Below are 15,809 nucleotides of genomic sequence, written 5' to 3' on the forward strand. Positions count from 1 at the left end.
AGCAGAGCTGTGAGCGGCAAGGGCGCACCCGAACTGAGCGTGAAGAACTGCGGAGACCTCCGGGTCGCCGTGATCGCTGCCCAGTGGCACGAGAAGGTCATGGACGGGCTGGTCGACGGGGCCCTGCGGGCCCTGCACGAGCTGGGCATCGACGAGCCCACCCTGCTCCGCGTCCCCGGCAGCTTCGAGCTCCCGGTCGTGGCGAAGGTACTCGCCGGTCGCGGTTACGATGCCATCGTCGCCCTCGGAGTGGTCATCCGCGGCGGCACCCCGCACTTCGACTACGTGTGCCAGGGCGTCACCCAAGGCCTGGTGCAGGTGTCGATCGACACCGGAGTTCCCGTCGGCTTCGGCGTTCTGACCTGCGACAACGACGAGCAGGCGCTGGACCGTGCCGGGCTCGAAGGGTCGAACGAGGACAAGGGGCACGAAGCGGTCACCGCCGCCGTCTCCACCGCCATGACCCTGCGGACGGTCAGCGAACCCTGGCGCTGAGTGGCAGCGGGGGACCCCTTATTCTGAGGACCATCATGGCGAACACCTCCAAGACCTTCGAAGAGCTCTTCACCGAGCTCCAGCTCAAGGCCGCCACCGGCGACCCCAGCACCTCCCGCACCGCCGAGCTCGTCGGCAAGGGCGTCCATGCCATCGGCAAGAAGGTCGTCGAGGAGGCCGCCGAGGTCTGGATGGCCGCCGAGTACGAGGGCAAGGAAGCCGCCGCCGAGGAGATCTCCCAGCTGCTCTACCACGTCCAGGTGATGATGGTGGCGCGCGGGATCTCCCTCGACGACGTCTACGCGCACCTCTAGGCCGGAGCTCGTCCACGGGCCCCCCGCCCACACCCTTTCGCACCTACGCACCTACGCACCTACGCACCAAAGGAAGCCCCATGCTGCGCATCGCCGTCCCCAACAAGGGCTCACTCTCCGGAGCGGCGTCGGCGATGCTCCATGAGGCCGGCTACCGCCAGCGCAAGGAGTCCAAGGAACTCGTCACGGTCGACCCGGAGAACGAGGTGGAGTTCTTCTACCTCCGCCCGAAGGACATCGCGATCTACGTCGCCTCGGGCAAGCTCGACATCGGCATCACCGGCCGTGACCTGCTGCTGGACTCCGGGGCCAACGCCGAGGAGATCCTCCCGCTGAACTTCGGGCGCTCCACCTTCCGCTACGCCACCAAGCCCGGCACCGCGAAGGGCCCCGAGGACTTCGGCGGGATGACGATCGCGACCTCGTACGAGGGAATCGTCGCCAAGCACCTCGCCGAGATCGGCATCGACGCCTCCATCGTCCACCTCGACGGCGCCGTCGAGACGGCGATCGAGCTCGGCGTCGCCCAGATCATCGCGGACGTCGTCGAGACCGGCACCAGCCTGCGCAACGCCGGCCTGGAGGTCATCGGCGAGCCGATCCTCAAGTCCGAGGCGACCGTCATCCGCCGCACCGGAGCCGGCACCGACGACCCGAAGGTCGCGCAGTTCCTGCGCCGCCTCCAGGGCGTCCTGGTGGCCCGCAGCTACGTGATGATGGACTACGACTGCCGCGCCGAGCACTTGGAGCGCGCGGTCGCCCTCACCCCCGGCCTGGAGTCGCCGACGATCTCCCCGCTGCACAACGAGGGCTGGGTCGCCGTCCGCGCGATGGTCCCCGCCAAGGAAGCCCAGCGGATCATGGACGACCTGTACGAGCTCGGCGCGCGCGCGATCCTCACCACCTCGATCCACGCCTGCCGCCTCTGACAGCTTGCCCGCGGGCAGCAGACGTCCCCTCCACCTCCTCGCAGAACCGAGCGCACCCATGGCCGAGTCCGCCGCCCAGCCCGCAACGCCCACCCTGCCGGTCACCTTCCGGCCGAACCGGACGCGGGCCGTGCTGCTGAGCGTCGGGCTCGCCATGTTCGCGACGATCACCACCGTCGCGCTGCTGCTGGAGAAGCTCAGCGCGGGCGAGCGCGTCAGCTTCGTCTTCACCGCCGCCCTGCTCAGCTCCGTCCTCGTGCTGCTCAGCCGCCCCAAGGTGGTCGCCGACGAGGGCGGGGTCACCGTCATCAACCTGACGACCACCCGCCGCCTGGAATGGGCGCAGATCCTGCGCGTCAACCTCCGACCGGGCGACCCGTGGGTGTTCCTGGACCTCAGCGACGGCACCAGCCTGCCCGTCCTCGGCATCCAGCCCGGCGTCGCCAAGGCCCAGGCGATCGGCGACGCCCGCGCCCTGCGCGCCCTGGCCGAAACCAGGGGAACCGGCGCAAACGACCACTAGCCCACCGGGCCTCGCCGCTGCGTCCCATTGCGGCCGCGATCCCAGTGACTACCCTGGTGGCGGGGCGCCGCCGTGCGCCCTCCCACACGCCCCGGGACCCCGAGGCCCGTGGGCACCTGCGACCAGAGGAGTGACTCCCTCCAGCAATGGACGGATCGTCCGGTAGTACCCGCGCCGCCCTCCCCCCGGAGGCGGCGGCATGACCACCCCGCTACTCCTGCTCCTGGCGGCCTTCGCCCTGATCCTCGCCAACGGTTTCTTCGTGGCGGCCGAATTCGGCCTCGTCACCGTGGAGAGACCCGAGGCCGAACGCGCCGCCGCCGAGGGGGACCGCCGTGCCCGCACGGTCGTCGAAGCCCTGCGGGAGCTGTCCTTCCAGCTCTCCGGCACCCAGCTCGGCATCACCATCACCTCCCTCGTCGTCGGCATGCTGGCCGAACCGGCCCTCGCCGCCCTGCTGTCCGGGCCGATCGCCGCGACGGGTCTGCCCCGGGGCGCCGTCCCCGGCATCGCCGTCGTCATAGGCATGCTGCTCGCCTCCGCCGTCCAGATGGTCGTCGGCGAGCTCGTCCCGAAGAACTGGGCGGTCTCCCGCCCGCTCCAGGTGGCCCGCTTCGTCGCCGGCCCCCAGCAGGTGTTCTCCCGGGCCTTCCGGCCCGTCATCGCCGGCCTCAACTCCGTCGCGAACCGTCTCGTACGGGCCCTGGGAGTGGAGCCGACCGAGGAGATGGCCTCCGCCCGGACCCCCGGCGAACTGGTCTCCCTGGTCCGCCATTCGGCCCAGGCCGGCGCCCTCGAACAGGACACCGCCGACCTCTTCGTACGGACCCTGTCGCTGGGCGGGCTCACCGCCCAGCACGTCATGACCCCCCGCGTGAAGGTCAGTGCCCTCCAGCACACGGCCACCGCGGCCGACGTGCTGAACCTGACCCGGGCCACCGGGCTGTCCCGCTTCCCGGTGTACCGCGAACGCATCGACGAGATCACCGGGGTGGTCCACCTCAAGGACGCCCTCGCGGTACCCGAGGCGCACCGCTCCCGCACCCCCGTCGGCCGGATCTGCGTCGCTCCGCTGCTGGTGCCCGGCTCCCTGCCGGTGCAGCCGCTGCTGGAACGGCTGCGCAGCGAACAGCCGATGGCAGTGGTGGTCGACGAGTACGGCGGCACCGCCGGCGTGGTCACCCTGGAGGACATCGTGGAGGAACTCGTCGGCGAGGTCCGCGACGAGCACGACCTCGCCGAGGACGGCCACCCCGAACTGGCCGCCGCACCCCCCGAGGACGGCCGCCCCTCCTGGGAGGCCGACGGCAGCTGCCGCGTCCACACCCTGCGCCGCATAGGCCTGGAAGTCCCCGAGGGCCCCTACGAAACCGTCGCCGGTCTCGTCGCCGACCTGCTCGGCCGCATCCCCGCTCCCGGGGACCGGGCCGAACTCCCCGGCTGGAAGCTGTCCGTCCGCCAGGTCGGCCGCAACCGCGCCGAACGCGTACGGCTCGTCCGGCTGACGACGGTCCCCGCCAGTGGCCCGTACGGCTCCCTTCCCGGGGCCGACCGGAGCGGGGCCGACCGGGGCGGGGCCGACCGGGGCGCCCGGTCCGGGGCCGTCCGCGCCGCGGACCCCGCCGGAGCCCCGGCCGAGCTGGAAGGCGCTGCCCGATGAACGTCCTCCAACTCCTCTTCGCCCTGCTCCTGGTCCTCGCCAACGGCTTCTTCGTCGGAGCCGAGTTCGCGCTCGTCTCCGTACGCCGCAGCCAGATCGAGCCCCTCGCGGCCGGATCCAAGCGGGCCCGCCAAGTGCTGTACGGGCTGGAGAACCTGCCGCGCATGATGGCCGCCGCCCAGTTCGGCATCACCCTCTGCTCGATCACCCTCGGCGCGGTCGCCGAGCCCACCGTGGCCAGGCTGCTGGAGCCCGTCTTCCACGCCCTCCACGTCCCGCAGGGACTGATCCACCCCCTCGGCTACGCCTTCGCGCTGTCCGCCGTGGTCTTCCTGCACCTGGTGATCGGCGAGATGGTCCCGAAGAACCTGGCGATGGCGGCCCCGGAACGGACCGCCCTGTGGTTCAGCCCCGGCCTGGTCGCCTTCGCCCGGGTGTGCGGACCGGTCACCGCCGCGCTCGGGGCCTGCGCCGCGCTCGTCCTGCGGCTCTTCAAGGTCGAGCCCAAGGACGAGGTCGAGGCCGTCTACACCTCCGCCCAGCTCGGCCGGCTCGTCGAGGACTCCCGGCAGGCCGGGTTCCTCGGGTCGGTCGAACAGGAGCGCCTTGAGGACGCGCTGGAACTGGGCAGCCGACCCGTCACCGATGTCCTGCTGTCCCGGGAACGGCTCGTCACCGTCGGTCCGGCGGTGACCCCCCGCCAGATCGAGCAGCTGACCGTCCGCACGGGTTACTCCCGCTTCCCGGTCCGCTCCGACACCGGCGCCTTCATGGGCTACCTGCACGTGAAGGACGTGCTCGACCTGGAGGACCGCGAGCGGGCCGTGCCCCAACGGGTCTGGCGCCGGATGACCACCCTGTGCTCGACCCTCCCCCTGGACGACGCCCTCAGCGTCATGCGGCGCGACGCCACCCACCTGGCGCAGGTCGCCGACCCGGCCGGGCGCGTCCTCGGCCTCGTCGCCCTGGAGGACGTCCTGGAGATGCTGGTGGGCGAGGTCCGCGACCCCGCCCACCGCAGCTACGCCCGCAGCGCGTAGCCCCGGCCCGGACCGCGACACCGCCGGCCCGGCCCCGCCGCCCTCCGGGGCGCCGGGGTCGGGCCGGCGTCGCGTACCGCCCCGGTCAGGCGACGGCGGTCCCCTCCAGCTCGACCAGCAGGGTGGGGATCGCCAGCCGGCTCACCCCGAGCATGGTGGTGGCGGGCGCCACGCGGGCGGCCCCCAACCGCGCCGCCAGTACGCCGTAGTGCTGGAAGAGCAGGTCGACGTCCGTGGTGTGGACGTTGAGCCGCACCAGGTTCCCCAGGGACATCTCGGCGGCGCCGAGCACGGCCTCCAGGTTGTCCAGGCTCAGCGCCAACTGCGCCGCCATGTCACCGTCGTGCCGGGGCTTGCCGTCCGCGTCCATCGCGGTCTGCCCGGAGCAGTACAGGGTCCGGGTCTGCCCGGAGACGACCTCGCCCTGGTTGTAGCCCAGTTCCACCGACCACGTCCACGGGTTGACCGCCGTGCGCTGCGTCGTCATGTCCGCTCCATTCGATTCGTCGACCCCGGGTGGGTACGTACGTCCGCCCCTCGGCCCGGCCAGGGCCGTCCTCGGCGTCGCTTCGAAAAGCCTCCCAACCAATCACGACATCCTGTGTCGTGTATGCCGATAGGGTTTTCGCATGCGCGCTGATCGGCTGGTCTCCCTGGTGCTGCTGATGCGCCGGCGCGGTCGGCTGTCCGCGGCCACCCTGGCCCGCGAGCTGGAGGTCTCCACCCGCACGGTGCTGCGCGACATGGAGGCGCTGTCCGCGGCCGGCGTCCCCGTCCACGCCGAACGCGGCCGACACGGCGGGTTCGCGCTGCTGCCCGGGTTCCGGACCGAACTGACCGGGCTCAACCACGACGAGTCGCTCGCCCTGCTGGTCGCCGGATCGCGGCGCGGCGCCCAGGCGTTCGGCCTCGGCTCGGCGCTCGCCTCCGCCATGCTCAAGGTGGTCGACGCGCTGCCCGACAGCCACCGGGACACCGCGACCGGCGTGGCCGAACGCCTCCTCATCGACCCGGAGACCGACCTCCTCGCGCGCCGCGTCGTCGCCGAGGAACTGCCCGACGCAGTCGTCTCCGAGGTCAGGCGCGCGGTCTTCGCCGGACACCGGCTGCGCATCCGCTACGCGGCCACGGGCCGGCCTGCGCAGTGGCGCACGGTGGACCCGATCGGCCTGGTCACCGTGCGGGAGCGGGGCTACCTGCTGGCCACGCGAGAGGGCGCCGACCGCACCTACCGGCTGTCCCGGGTACTGGCCGCCGAGGAACTCGACGAACCCGCGCGGCGCCCGGAGCGGGTCGACCTCGACCGGGCCTGGCAGGACCGCAGCACGCGGTTCCGGACGGGCGGTGACCAGGTCACCGTGCGGGTACGCGTGGACCCGGCGCGGCGCGAGGAACTGCTGGACACCGCGCTGGACGTGCTCGCCGAAGAGGCCGACCCGGACGGGTGGCCCCGGCTGACCGTGACGTTCCAGGACGCCCGTCACGCCGAATGGGCGCTGTGGCAGCTCGCCACGCACGCCGAAGCCCTGACCCCGCAGTGGCTGCGCGCCGGCCTGCGCGAGCGCGCCGGGGCGCTCGCCGACCGCTACGGAGCCGCGCCCGACACCGGGACCGCGGGGGAGCCCGGCAACAGGCCCTAGAGCGGCGGTGACTCCGGCCGCTCCTGGGGGCCGCGGCCCGACAGGACCTCCCCGTACGCCTGCATCAGGTCCGCCAGCCGCAGCGTCGCCAGGTCGTCGCGCGAGGGCTCACCGGCGAAGCCCGCCAGCCGCAGGTCCCGGTAGGCGCAGCTCTTCTCGTACAGGGTGCGCAGGAAGCGGCCGTTGCCCAATTCGTCGATCCAGCCCTGCTCGACGACGTGCCCGCTGATGCTGCGCAGTTCCTCCACGGCCTCCTCGTCCCACCGGTCCCCGTTCGCCTCGGCCAACACGCCGCCGATCGAGGTGAGTTCCGGCGGCCGGTAGCTCGGGAAATCCACCCGCGTGGTGAACCGCGAGGACAGCCCCGGGTTCGCGCCGAGGAGCCGGTCCATCCCCGCCGGATAGCCGGCCAGGATCACCACCAGGTGGTCCCGGTTGTCCTCCGCCCGCTTCAGCAGCACCTGGAGCGCCTCGTCCCCGTACGCGTCACCCTTGCTGTAGCCGGAGTTGGACAGGCTGTACGCCTCGTCGACGAACAGCACGCCCCCGATCGCCGAATCGATCAGCTCGTTCGCCTTCACCGCGGTCTGCCCGAGGAACTCGCCTACCAGATCAGCCCGTTGAGCCTCCACCAGATGGTCGCCGCCGAGCAGCCCCAGGGCGTAGAACACCCGCCCCAGGATCCGCGCCACCGTGGTCTTGCCGGTGCCCGAGGGGCCCGAGAACACGAAGTGGCGCTTCGGCGGCTGCACCGGCAACCCCTGCGCCGCCCGCAGCCTGGCCATGTGCAGCTGCGCCGACAACGCCTTGACCTGCCGCTTCACCGGATCGAGCCCCACCATCCGCTCCAGCTCGGCGAGCGCCTGCGCCAACGCCTGCGGATCGGCGGGTCCGGCCGGCAGCCCGGCCGGGGCGCCCTGCGATGGCACGGACACCTTGTGCCGTACGCCCTCCAGCCCCCCCGTACCCGCCGACGGTACGAAACGCTGCTCGGTGGGCGGGTCCAGCGGCGTCGGCGGATCCGGGTCCACCTGCCCGTCCGCCGCGATGTCCTGGAAGGGGTCGCCGAGCGCCACCGCCGCGTAGTCCCCGCCCGCCGTCGACAGGCCGTGCCCCGCCAGCCCCTCGGTGACGTGCCCGGAGAGCCCCGCGCACCCGGCCATGTCGTCGGGGTCGCTGCTGTCGGCGATGGCCGTCAGCCGGGCCGCGGTGTCCATGAACGCCGGATCCACCCGGTGCACCGCCCGGTACAGCGGCAGGGCGGCGGCGCTGCGCCCGGTGCCCTCGTGCGCCCGCGCCAGCCAGTACCGCAGCTCCTTGCGCTGTGGCTGTTCGCTGCGACAGCGCATCAACGCCGCCGACAGCATCGGCTCGGCCTGCCCGTACATCTCCAGCCGCACCCGGGCCATCCCGCCGAACAGGCCCGCCTCGATGCCCAGCAGCGGATCGTCCACCAGCGGCTCGGTGTGCCGCACCAACTGCTCCCAGTCCTTGACCAGGTAGGCCCGGCAGGCGTGCAGGAACCGCACCTGCGGGTCGGCGTCCACCGGCGGCAGCGCGGCGAGGGCCTGGTCCAGCTCCGGCACGTGCCGGCCGTCCAGCCAGTGCGAGGCGTGGGCCAGCAGCAGGTCGCGCCGACTCTCCAGCACCGGCTGCACCCACCAGCCCAACCAGTACCAGGAGTTGAGCGTCCGCCGGTGGCGCGCCCGCTGCTCGCCGAAGCGGTCCCGGTGCGCGTACATGCGCAGCAGGGCGTTCGTGGTGTCCACGCGGAGCGCGTGCAGGCCCAGCCAGGCGTCGGCCATGGCGGGGTCGAACCTCACGGCCGTCCGGAACTCCTCCTCGGCCTGCGGATAGGCGCCCATGGTGCAGGCGTCCACTCCGCGCAGCCAGGCGAGTTCGGCCGGGGCGTGTGCGCTGCCCGGCATGCCGAAGTCCATCACATCCCCCACAAGCCAGCCCCGTGGTACGCGGCAACCCCCGCGCTGCGCACGCGAGTTGTCCACCCCGCCGATGAAATCAGGGCTGCATCGTACCTGCGGTGACGCACCTTACCCAGGGTGCGACGGGGACGGGACGCGCGTGCGCTCCGAACGCGCATGGTAACGCACGGTGAGAATCGGCGGCGGAGCGGCCCGCGGAGCGCCGGTCGGGGGCTGTGATCGGGGCAGAACGAAGCCCCCGGTCACGGGGGAACAACCGGGGGCTTCGTGTCCGCGGCGGCCTTCGCGGACCGCGCATTCAGAACGTAAGGCCGTCGCCGGGGCGTGGTCAAGCAGGTCGGAGGAGGCCCCCGGGCGCCGGTGCGCGGAGCCCGCTCAGGCCTGGGGCAGCCCGTCGCTCTCGGTGACGGAAGCGGCCGTTCCCGAGGCCGCACCAGCCCCTGAAGTCCACTCGTATCCCGTACCGCTCTGGCGTACCAGGGTGTCGGCGAAGGGGCGCGAAGGGTCGTCCGAGAAGTGCGCGCGCTCGGCGCGCTCCCATCCGTCCCAGAAGTCGGAAAGTTCGCGCCCGTCCCGGTTCCTCCCGCGCCCCCAGGAGGTCTCACGGGCGGTCTCCATCCACAGCAGCCGCGCCAGCGACGGCCGCAGGGCCCGCCGGCCGGCGCCGACCCCCTCGACGAGCACCACCGGCGCCGGCTCCAGCACCCGCTCCGGCCCGAAGCGCCGCTCCACCCAGTCGTACGGGGCCCAGTGGGCGGCCCGGCCGGCCGCCAGCGGCTCCAGCACCTGCGCGTCCAACCGGCCCCACCAGTCGAAGAGCTCCTCATGCGTGGCCACGTCGTCGAGGTGCAGCACCGGCGCCCCGTCCAAGGCGTCGGCGAGCCTGCCCGCGAACGTGCTCTTCCCCGATCCGGCGTGCCCGTCGACGCCGATCAGTCGGACCGGGCCGAGGGAGGGAGGCAGGGCGGCGAGCTCCCGCGCGAGTGACTCAAGTGACTGCTGTGGCTCCACCCGGCCAGCTTAGGGCGCTCGTTCGGAGGGGTCCGTTCACCCCGACACGTGCCCGTGGCTTCGGCCCACGGCCTGCGGGAACTGGAAGGGTGGACGAGCCGATCCACCGCACCGAGCCCTGGGGGCCAACGCCGATGACCGCACCCACGCCGCGCCGGGCCCTGCTGGCCGTCGCCCTCGCCGCCGCCACCACGGTCGGCCTTCCCGGGGGACGGGCCTCGGCCGCCCCGGCCCCGTCCTCCGAGCCGGGATCCGGACCGCTGCCCGGGCCCGCGGCCCCCGGCGCCGACGCCACCGCGACCGCCACCACCCGGACCGTCGACAACCGCTTCTGGTACTCCCTCGCCCACTGGCGGGCGGGCACCCACGACGGCACCACCGCCGTCGGCGGCGCCCGCCCCGGCCTGGAGATCGGGACCGCGGCGGGTCGCACCACCTACACCGACCCCCACACGGCCAGGAAGGCCACCTGGGAGTACGCCACCTGGACCTCGCCCGTCCACCGCTCGACGGTCCCCGCCACCGAGGCCATCGCGTCCTGGAACGCCCTCACACCCGCCGGCACCTGGATCCAGATCGAACTGCGCGGCACCTACACCGACGGCAAGGTCGGCCCCTGGTACGTGATGGGCCGATGGGCCGCCGGCGACGGCGACATCCGCCGCACCTCCGTCGACGGCCAGACCGACGGCAGGACCACCGTGTGGACCGACAGCCTGGCCGTCGACAACCCCGCCTCCGGCATCCGGATCAGGGACTGGCAACTGCGCCTGACCCTGTACCGCAAGCCCGGCGCCGACCGGAGCCCCACCGTCCGGCTGGCCGGCGCGATGGTCTCTGACGTCCCCGACCGGTTCGCCGTCGCCGCCTCCGCGCCCTCCGGGAAGGCCCACGAGCTGAAGGTCCCGCGCTACTCGCAGGAGATCCACGCCGGTCGGTACCCGGAGTACGACAACGGCGGCGAGGCCTGGTGCAGCCCCACCTCCTCCCAGATGGTCGTGGAGTTCTGGGGCGGCCGGGCCTCCGCGAAGGCGCTGTCCTGGGTCAACACCTCCTACCGGGACCCCCAGGTCTGCCACGCGGCCCGCTCCACCTACGACGCCGCGTACAAGGGCTGCGGCAACTGGCCCTTCAACGCCGCCTACGCCGCGACCTACCGGGGCCTCGCGGGCGTCGTCACCCGGCTCACCTCCCTCGCCGACCTGGAGACCCTGGTTCGCGCCGGCATCCCGGTCATCACCTCCCAGTCCTTCCGCGCCGAGGAACTCACCGGGGCGGGCTACGGAACGGCCGGCCACCTGATGACCGTGATCGGCTTCACCGCTGCCGGGGACGTGATCGCCAACGACCCCAACTCACCCGACAACCCGGCGGTCCGCCGCGTCTACAAGCGTCGGGAGTGGGAGAACAACTGGTTGCGCACCAAGCGCCACAACGCCGCCGGGAAGACCGTCTCCGGGACCGGGGGCATCTGTTACCTCTACGGTCCGGCCCGCCCGGGTCCGGTCCAGGCCGCCGCGTTGAAGGCGGTCGGCGTGTTGTGAAAATGCCCTCTGGCACGGATGGGTCAAAAGTCGGAATATGGGGATAAAGGGCACATAAGGCTTCTCGTAGGAGGCAGCCCGCCATGACCACCCATCCGAGAATCGAAAGCCACCCGGACCTCGCCGAAATGCGGACCAGGTTCGAGCGGGTGACCAGCACTCCCGCGGCGCAGGCAGTCGAGGCACTGGCCCTGATCACCGGCCTGTACCTGGCCGCCTCGCCGTGGATCGCGGGGTTCAGCGCGCTCTCGCCGCTGGCCATCAACAACCTCATCGCCGGCCTGGCGTTCTGCCTGTGCATGGGCGGACTCGGGTCGGCGTACGAGCGCACCCACGCGATGGCCTGGACGGCCGTCGCGATCGGCGCCTGGACGATCATCGCCCCGTGGGTCATCGCCGGTGAGATGGACACGACCCGCAGCGTGGTCAGCAACATCATCACCGGTGCCATCGCCCTCTGCCTCGGTCTGGCCATGGTGGCCATGGGCGGCCGCCGGCGTGACGGCATGACCTGACCGTACGCGGTACCCGCCGCCGGGTCCCGGCCGCAGCCCGCCGGGCCCGGCCGGGGCCCGGCGACGTGACGCGCGCCACCAGTGACGGACGTCCTACCGCGACGGCCGCGCACGCCGGCACATTGGACGGCATGACCGCAGACAGCGCCACCTTCAACGCCGCCGGCCCCGCAACCGTCGCCACCGGCGGGCCCGACGAGGGCTCCTCGTGGCTGGAGCACGTGCTCGGCTGGACCCTCGTGGTGGTCGTCGCCATGTTCGTCACCCAGGTCGGCTGGATGTAGCTCCCGCCGGGAGGCCCTACGAGGCCTCCAGGCGCAGCCCGTCGGTGACGATCACGTCGGAGGTCACCAGGGCCTGTTCGGCGCTGACCCGCGTCATGAAGACGAACGGCGGGATGACCGGGGGAGCGGGCAGCCCGTCGGGGCTGAACGTCACGCACAGCAGCCCCTCGATGCACCCGCTGAACCGCGTCAGGTACAAGGTCACGTCGCCCCGCAGTTCGAGGGAGCGCGCGGCCAGCCCGTACTCCTCGCCCCCGTCCCGGGTGCGCAGCCGGTAGTCGCTCAGCGACGCCGCGGCCATCTTGAGCACGAGGACCCTGCGCGGCCCGTCCACCGTGTGCACCTCGGTGACCCCGGCGAGGGCGAACCCCCGCGGCGCGAACAACGAGGTCGTGACGGTCGGGGGAGTCCGCGCGACCACCGGCGCCCCCGTCACCGACGACGCCGCCTCGGCCCGGCCCTCCGCCGGAGCGCCCGTCGCCAGTGCGGCCAGCAACGCCACCGGCAGCGCCGCGGCCATCGCCCTCGGCCCACCGCCCTCCCCGGCCCACTCCCGCGCCCCGTCCTGCGGGGCGTCGTCCCCGTCCCGGGCCCCGGAGTCCGGCGTCCACCCGAAGGCGAGGGCGCCGCCCGCGATGCCGAGGAGCATCCCGACGAGGAACCCGCCCAGGTTGGTCGCCACGAAGGACAGCACCGACAGCAGCAGCGCGTGGATCGACACGTAGGAGCGGGACTGCGGCAGGAACCACAGGAACAGCCCCGCGACGATCAGCGCGACCCCGATCCCGATGGCGGCGATCCCGCCCGGACCGAGGCTGACCAGCACGGCCAACGGGGACAGCGGCACCAGCAGCAGTTCGACCCCGCCCAGCACCAGCAGCAGCCCGCCCCAGAACGGCCGGGTGCGCCGCCAGGTCCGCAGCCGCCGCCGCCGCTCCGGCAGCGGAAGCCGCCCGCGGAGTGCTACGGGAAGCACGTGCGGCCGTCCAGGCCCACGGCGACCCGCAGACCCTTGAGCCGGAAGTTCCCGCCGGTGGCGGACCAGGCGTGTGACTTCACGCCGACCACCTCGATGTTCCCGGCCTGGAGCCCGAACCTGCCCGGCTCGCCCCGTACCCCCTCCACCTGGTCGAGCGTGGAGGCGTCCCGGCCGATCTGGGCCGTGCCGAAGGTGGCGTCGCCGTCGAGGTCCTCCCCGTCGATGATCAGGCTGCTGGCGGTCACCTCCCCGGCCGGACCGCCCGCCGTCAGCTTGAAGACCACCTTGCCCAGCGGGGTGTCCACCTGCGCGGACTGGCAGATGTCGGTGAGGGTGGCGTCCCCGATCCCGAGCAGGGCCACCGGGTGCCCCGTGCCGTCGACGGAACGGTCCGTCTGTACGTACGAGGCCAGCCCCTTGCTGGTCAGCTTCGAGGAGGAGACCTGGAAAGCGGTCCCCGAGACGGCGAAGGACGCGGCGAGCGCGCCCTGGGCCATGACCGTTCCCAGCACCCCGACCGCGACGAGCGCGGGCAGGGCGACGAGCGCCGACCTCCTCCAGTGGACCCGGCCCAACGGGGCCGATTTCCCGTCCTTGCCCATGGTGGTGCCTCCCGTACGTCGTCCGGTGCGCGGGGATGTGCGGAGGAACTGAGCCGAGCCGGCTCGGGCACGCAGGTCTGCCATACTGCGGGCATCCTGTGGCAGTTCGAGGCTAGGGCTGAATTTGAATAATAGTCAACAGCGGGGCAGGACCGGGCGTTCGCAGGTTCGGCGGGCCGAACTCATAGCCACCGGCCGCAAGTTGTTCGACAGCACCTCCTACGACGCCCTCTCCATGGACGACATCGCCAAGCAGGCCGGCGTCGCCAAGGGGCTGATCTACTACTACTTCACGAGCAAGCGCGGCTACTACCTCGCCATCGTCGAGGACTCCGTCGCCGAACTCGTCGCCCGCGCCGGCCGGGACACGGACCTCCCCGGCGTCGAGCGCGTCCGCCGCACCATCGACGGCTACCTCCACTACGCCGAGCACCACCACGCCGCCTACCGCACGATCGTCACCGGAGGCGTCGGTTCGGACGCGGAGGTGCTCGCGATCCGGGACGCGGTGCGCGAGGAACTGACGGCCACCATCGCGGAGGGCGCCTACGGCACCCGTACCGTCCCGCCGCTCGCCCGCCTCGCCCTCGTCGGCTGGCTCTCCGGCGTCGAGGGCGTCACGCTGGACTGGATCGGCGCCATGGGAGCGGAGGGGCAACCCGACCGGGCGGCCGTCGGAGCGCTGCTCGCCCGCCAGCTCCGTGCGACGCTGACCGTGATCGAGGAGTTCGTCCCGCAGTGTCCCGCCCCTCCGCCGGCACTGGACGGAGCGTCGAACCCCCTCGGCCACGGTGATGATCAAGCACCGGTGACGGAAAGCGTCTGATCGGGCATACTCAACCCGCCGCAGCCGCTCTTCGAGCCCTTCCGTGACCCGGGAGGGCCGTGTCGGTTGTGAGAGCACCGAGACCCGGCGGCGCGTCCCACACCTCACGCGTCGCCGCCGTGCCCGACCAGGGAGGAGAGCGCCGCCATGACCGACCGCGCCCCACAGACGGTGGACCGTCAGCTGCCCACCGAGGAGTCCCGCGACCTCCTGGCGCTCGTGCGCGAGATCGCCCAGAGGGAGATCCGCCCCCTCGCCTCCGACGAGGAGGAGGCCGGCCGGTTCCCCCGCGAGGTCTTCACCCTGCTGTCCGAGTCCGGGCTGCTCGGTCTCCCGTACGCCGGTGAGTTCGGCGGTGGTGAGCAGCCGTACGAGGTCTACCTCCAGGTCCTGGAGGAGCTCGCGGCGGCCCGTCTGACGGTCGGCCTCGGCGTCAGCGTCCACTCCCTGGCCTGCCACGGCCTCGCCGGCTACGGCACCAAGGAGCAGCGCGGCGCCCATCTGCCCGACATGCTCGGCGGCGGGCTGCTCGGCGCCTACTGCCTGTCCGAGCCGGCCGCCGGCTCGGACGCCGCCTCGCTCAGCACCAAGGCCGTCCGTGACGGCGACGACTGGGTGATCACCGGCACCAAGGCCTGGATCACCCACGGCGGGGTCGCCGACTTCTACACCGTCCTGGCGCGCACCGGCGTGCCGGGCCCCAAGGGCATCACGGCCTTCCTGGTCCCGGGCGACGCCCCGGGCCTGACGGCGGCCGTCCCCGAGAAGAAGATGGGCATGAAGGGCTCGCCCACCGCCCAGCTTCACTTCGACGGCGTACGGGTCCCCGACGCGCGGCGGATCGGCGACGAGGGCCAGGGCTTCACCATCGCGCTGGCCGCACTCGACGCGGGCCGCCTCGGCATCGCCGCCTGTGCCATCGGTGTCGCGCAGGCCGCCCTGGACGAGGCCCTCGCGTACGCGCTGGGCCGCAAGCAGTTCGGGCACCCCATCGCCGACTTCCAGGGCCTGCGCTTCATGCTGGCCGACATGGCCACCAAGATCGAGGCGGGCCGCGCCCTTTACCTGGCCGCCGCGCGACTGCGGGACGCGGGCAAGCCGTTCTCCCGGCAGGCCGCGATGGCGAAGCTGTTCTGCACCGACGCGGCGATGTCCGTGACCACGGACGCCGTCCAGGTCCTCGGCGGCTACGGCTACACGGCGGACTTCCCCGTCGAGCGGCTGATGCGCGAGGCGAAGGTGCTCCAGATCGTGGAGGGCACCAACCAGATCCAGCGCATGGTCATCGCCCGTCACCTGGCCGGCCCCGAAACCCGCTGACACGACCCCCGCCGGGGACTCCGGGACGGGCCGCCGCATGCGGCCCCGTGGAGGGCCGAGCCGCCCGGCGGCCGTACGCGGCCCCGCGACCCGCTCCGGGCTGCGGGCGCGCGGCCCCCGCGGGGCGGGCCTCCGCGGAGCCGCGATCCGGGCCGGGCCGTCGGACGGGGCGCCGAGCACCGCA

General features: G+C 72.8%; 17 protein-coding genes. 12 read left to right on the forward strand and 5 right to left on the reverse strand.

The window, feature by feature from the left end; all coding sequences use genetic code 11:
• Window positions 1-9 precede the first annotated feature (9 nt).
• The 6 genes from ribH (at window position 10) to ACFY0I_RS23460 (ending at window position 4,961) form a co-directional block, all read left to right on the forward strand.
• Window positions 10-495, forward strand: coding sequence for a 6,7-dimethyl-8-ribityllumazine synthase (gene ribH / locus ACFY0I_RS23435; protein WP_007262951.1), 486 nt, complete (start codon window positions 10-12; stop codon window positions 493-495).
• A gap of 35 nt (window positions 496-530) precedes the next feature.
• Window positions 531-809 carry a phosphoribosyl-ATP diphosphatase gene (locus tag ACFY0I_RS23440; RefSeq protein ID WP_281205179.1) on the forward strand — a complete coding sequence of 93 codons (279 nt, stop codon included), beginning with the start codon at window positions 531-533 and terminating at the stop codon, window positions 807-809.
• 80 nt (window positions 810-889) lie between these two features.
• On the forward strand, window positions 890-1,738 hold the full coding sequence (gene hisG, locus ACFY0I_RS23445; protein ID WP_388899012.1) for an ATP phosphoribosyltransferase: 849 nt from the start codon (window positions 890-892) through the stop codon (window positions 1,736-1,738).
• A 58-nt stretch (window positions 1,739-1,796) separates the two neighbouring features.
• Window positions 1,797-2,261: a PH domain-containing protein gene (locus ACFY0I_RS23450; protein ID WP_388899015.1), complete on the forward strand. Its 465-nt coding sequence runs from the start codon at window positions 1,797-1,799 to the stop codon at window positions 2,259-2,261.
• Between the two features lie 199 nt (window positions 2,262-2,460).
• On the forward strand, window positions 2,461-3,921 hold the full coding sequence (locus ACFY0I_RS23455) for a hemolysin family protein (protein WP_388899018.1): 1,461 nt from the start codon (window positions 2,461-2,463) through the stop codon (window positions 3,919-3,921).
• Entirely contained in the window at window positions 3,918-4,961 is a 1,044-nt protein-coding gene (locus ACFY0I_RS23460) for a hemolysin family protein (RefSeq protein ID WP_388899021.1), read from the forward strand. Before ACFY0I_RS23455 ends, ACFY0I_RS23460 begins: the two co-directional genes overlap by 4 nt.
• An 85-nt stretch (window positions 4,962-5,046) precedes the next feature.
• On the opposite strand, the gene ACFY0I_RS23465 is transcribed toward ACFY0I_RS23460, so the two are convergent.
• A complete protein-coding gene (locus ACFY0I_RS23465; RefSeq protein ID WP_388899024.1) occupies window positions 5,047-5,448 on the reverse strand; it encodes a RidA family protein in 402 nt (133 codons plus the stop codon).
• Window positions 5,449-5,590: 142 nt separating this feature from the next.
• Here ACFY0I_RS23465 and ACFY0I_RS23470 point away from each other — a divergent pair, with 142 nt between their 5' ends.
• Complete coding sequence (locus tag ACFY0I_RS23470; protein WP_388899026.1) at window positions 5,591-6,601, forward strand: helix-turn-helix transcriptional regulator; 1,011 nt, start codon at window positions 5,591-5,593, stop codon at window positions 6,599-6,601.
• Here the strand turns inward: ACFY0I_RS23470 and ACFY0I_RS23475 are convergent.
• Together ACFY0I_RS23475 and ACFY0I_RS23480 are read right to left on the reverse strand one after the other, a co-directional pair.
• Window positions 6,598-8,541, reverse strand: coding sequence for an AAA family ATPase (locus ACFY0I_RS23475; RefSeq protein WP_388899029.1), 1,944 nt, complete (start codon window positions 8,539-8,541; stop codon window positions 6,598-6,600). The two genes, ACFY0I_RS23470 and ACFY0I_RS23475, sit on opposite strands and share 4 nt — an antisense overlap.
• A gap of 378 nt (window positions 8,542-8,919) precedes the next feature.
• Window positions 8,920-9,555 carry a uridine kinase gene (locus ACFY0I_RS23480; protein WP_388899032.1) on the reverse strand — a complete coding sequence of 212 codons (636 nt, stop codon included), beginning with the start codon at window positions 9,553-9,555 and terminating at the stop codon, window positions 8,920-8,922.
• Window positions 9,556-9,689: 134 nt separating this feature from the next.
• Between ACFY0I_RS23480 and ACFY0I_RS23485 the strand changes: the two genes are divergently transcribed.
• From ACFY0I_RS23485 to ACFY0I_RS23495, 3 genes are all read left to right on the forward strand, one after another.
• Complete coding sequence (locus ACFY0I_RS23485) at window positions 9,690-11,099, forward strand: peptidase C39 family protein (protein ID WP_388899035.1); 1,410 nt, start codon at window positions 9,690-9,692, stop codon at window positions 11,097-11,099.
• 83 nt (window positions 11,100-11,182) lie between these two features.
• On the forward strand, window positions 11,183-11,614 hold the full coding sequence (locus ACFY0I_RS23490; RefSeq protein ID WP_388899038.1) for an SPW repeat protein: 432 nt from the start codon (window positions 11,183-11,185) through the stop codon (window positions 11,612-11,614).
• Window positions 11,615-11,745: 131 nt separating this feature from the next.
• Window positions 11,746-11,898 carry an SCO1431 family membrane protein gene (locus tag ACFY0I_RS23495; protein ID WP_388899041.1) on the forward strand — a complete coding sequence of 51 codons (153 nt, stop codon included), beginning with the start codon at window positions 11,746-11,748 and terminating at the stop codon, window positions 11,896-11,898.
• 16 nt (window positions 11,899-11,914) lie between these two features.
• Here the strand turns inward: ACFY0I_RS23495 and ACFY0I_RS23500 are convergent, their stop codons facing one another.
• Together ACFY0I_RS23500 and ACFY0I_RS23505 are read right to left on the reverse strand one after the other, a co-directional pair.
• Window positions 11,915-12,874 (reverse strand): DUF6114 domain-containing protein, encoded by a 960-nt coding sequence (locus ACFY0I_RS23500; RefSeq protein ID WP_388899044.1) that lies wholly within the window; start codon window positions 12,872-12,874, stop codon window positions 11,915-11,917.
• The gene (locus ACFY0I_RS23505; RefSeq protein ID WP_388899047.1) at window positions 12,862-13,563 is read right to left on the reverse strand and encodes a DUF6230 family protein; all 702 of its coding nucleotides are present in this window, start codon (window positions 13,561-13,563) and stop codon (window positions 12,862-12,864) included. The genes ACFY0I_RS23500 and ACFY0I_RS23505 overlap by 13 nt, the downstream gene beginning before the upstream one ends.
• Window positions 13,564-13,603: 40 nt before the next feature.
• Here ACFY0I_RS23505 and ACFY0I_RS23510 point away from each other — a divergent pair, with 40 nt between their 5' ends.
• Both ACFY0I_RS23510 and ACFY0I_RS23515 read left to right on the forward strand, forming a co-directional pair.
• Window positions 13,604-14,305 carry a TetR/AcrR family transcriptional regulator gene (locus ACFY0I_RS23510; protein WP_388899049.1) on the forward strand — a complete coding sequence of 234 codons (702 nt, stop codon included), beginning with the start codon at window positions 13,604-13,606 and terminating at the stop codon, window positions 14,303-14,305.
• Window positions 14,306-14,452: 147 nt separating this feature from the next.
• On the forward strand, window positions 14,453-15,625 hold the full coding sequence (locus tag ACFY0I_RS23515; RefSeq protein ID WP_388899052.1) for an acyl-CoA dehydrogenase family protein: 1,173 nt from the start codon (window positions 14,453-14,455) through the stop codon (window positions 15,623-15,625).
• Window positions 15,626-15,809: the final 184 nt, after the last annotated feature.

The organism is Streptomyces sp. NPDC001568 (assembly GCF_042893755.1).
GTDB lineage: Bacteria > Actinomycetota > Actinomycetes > Streptomycetales > Streptomycetaceae > Streptomyces.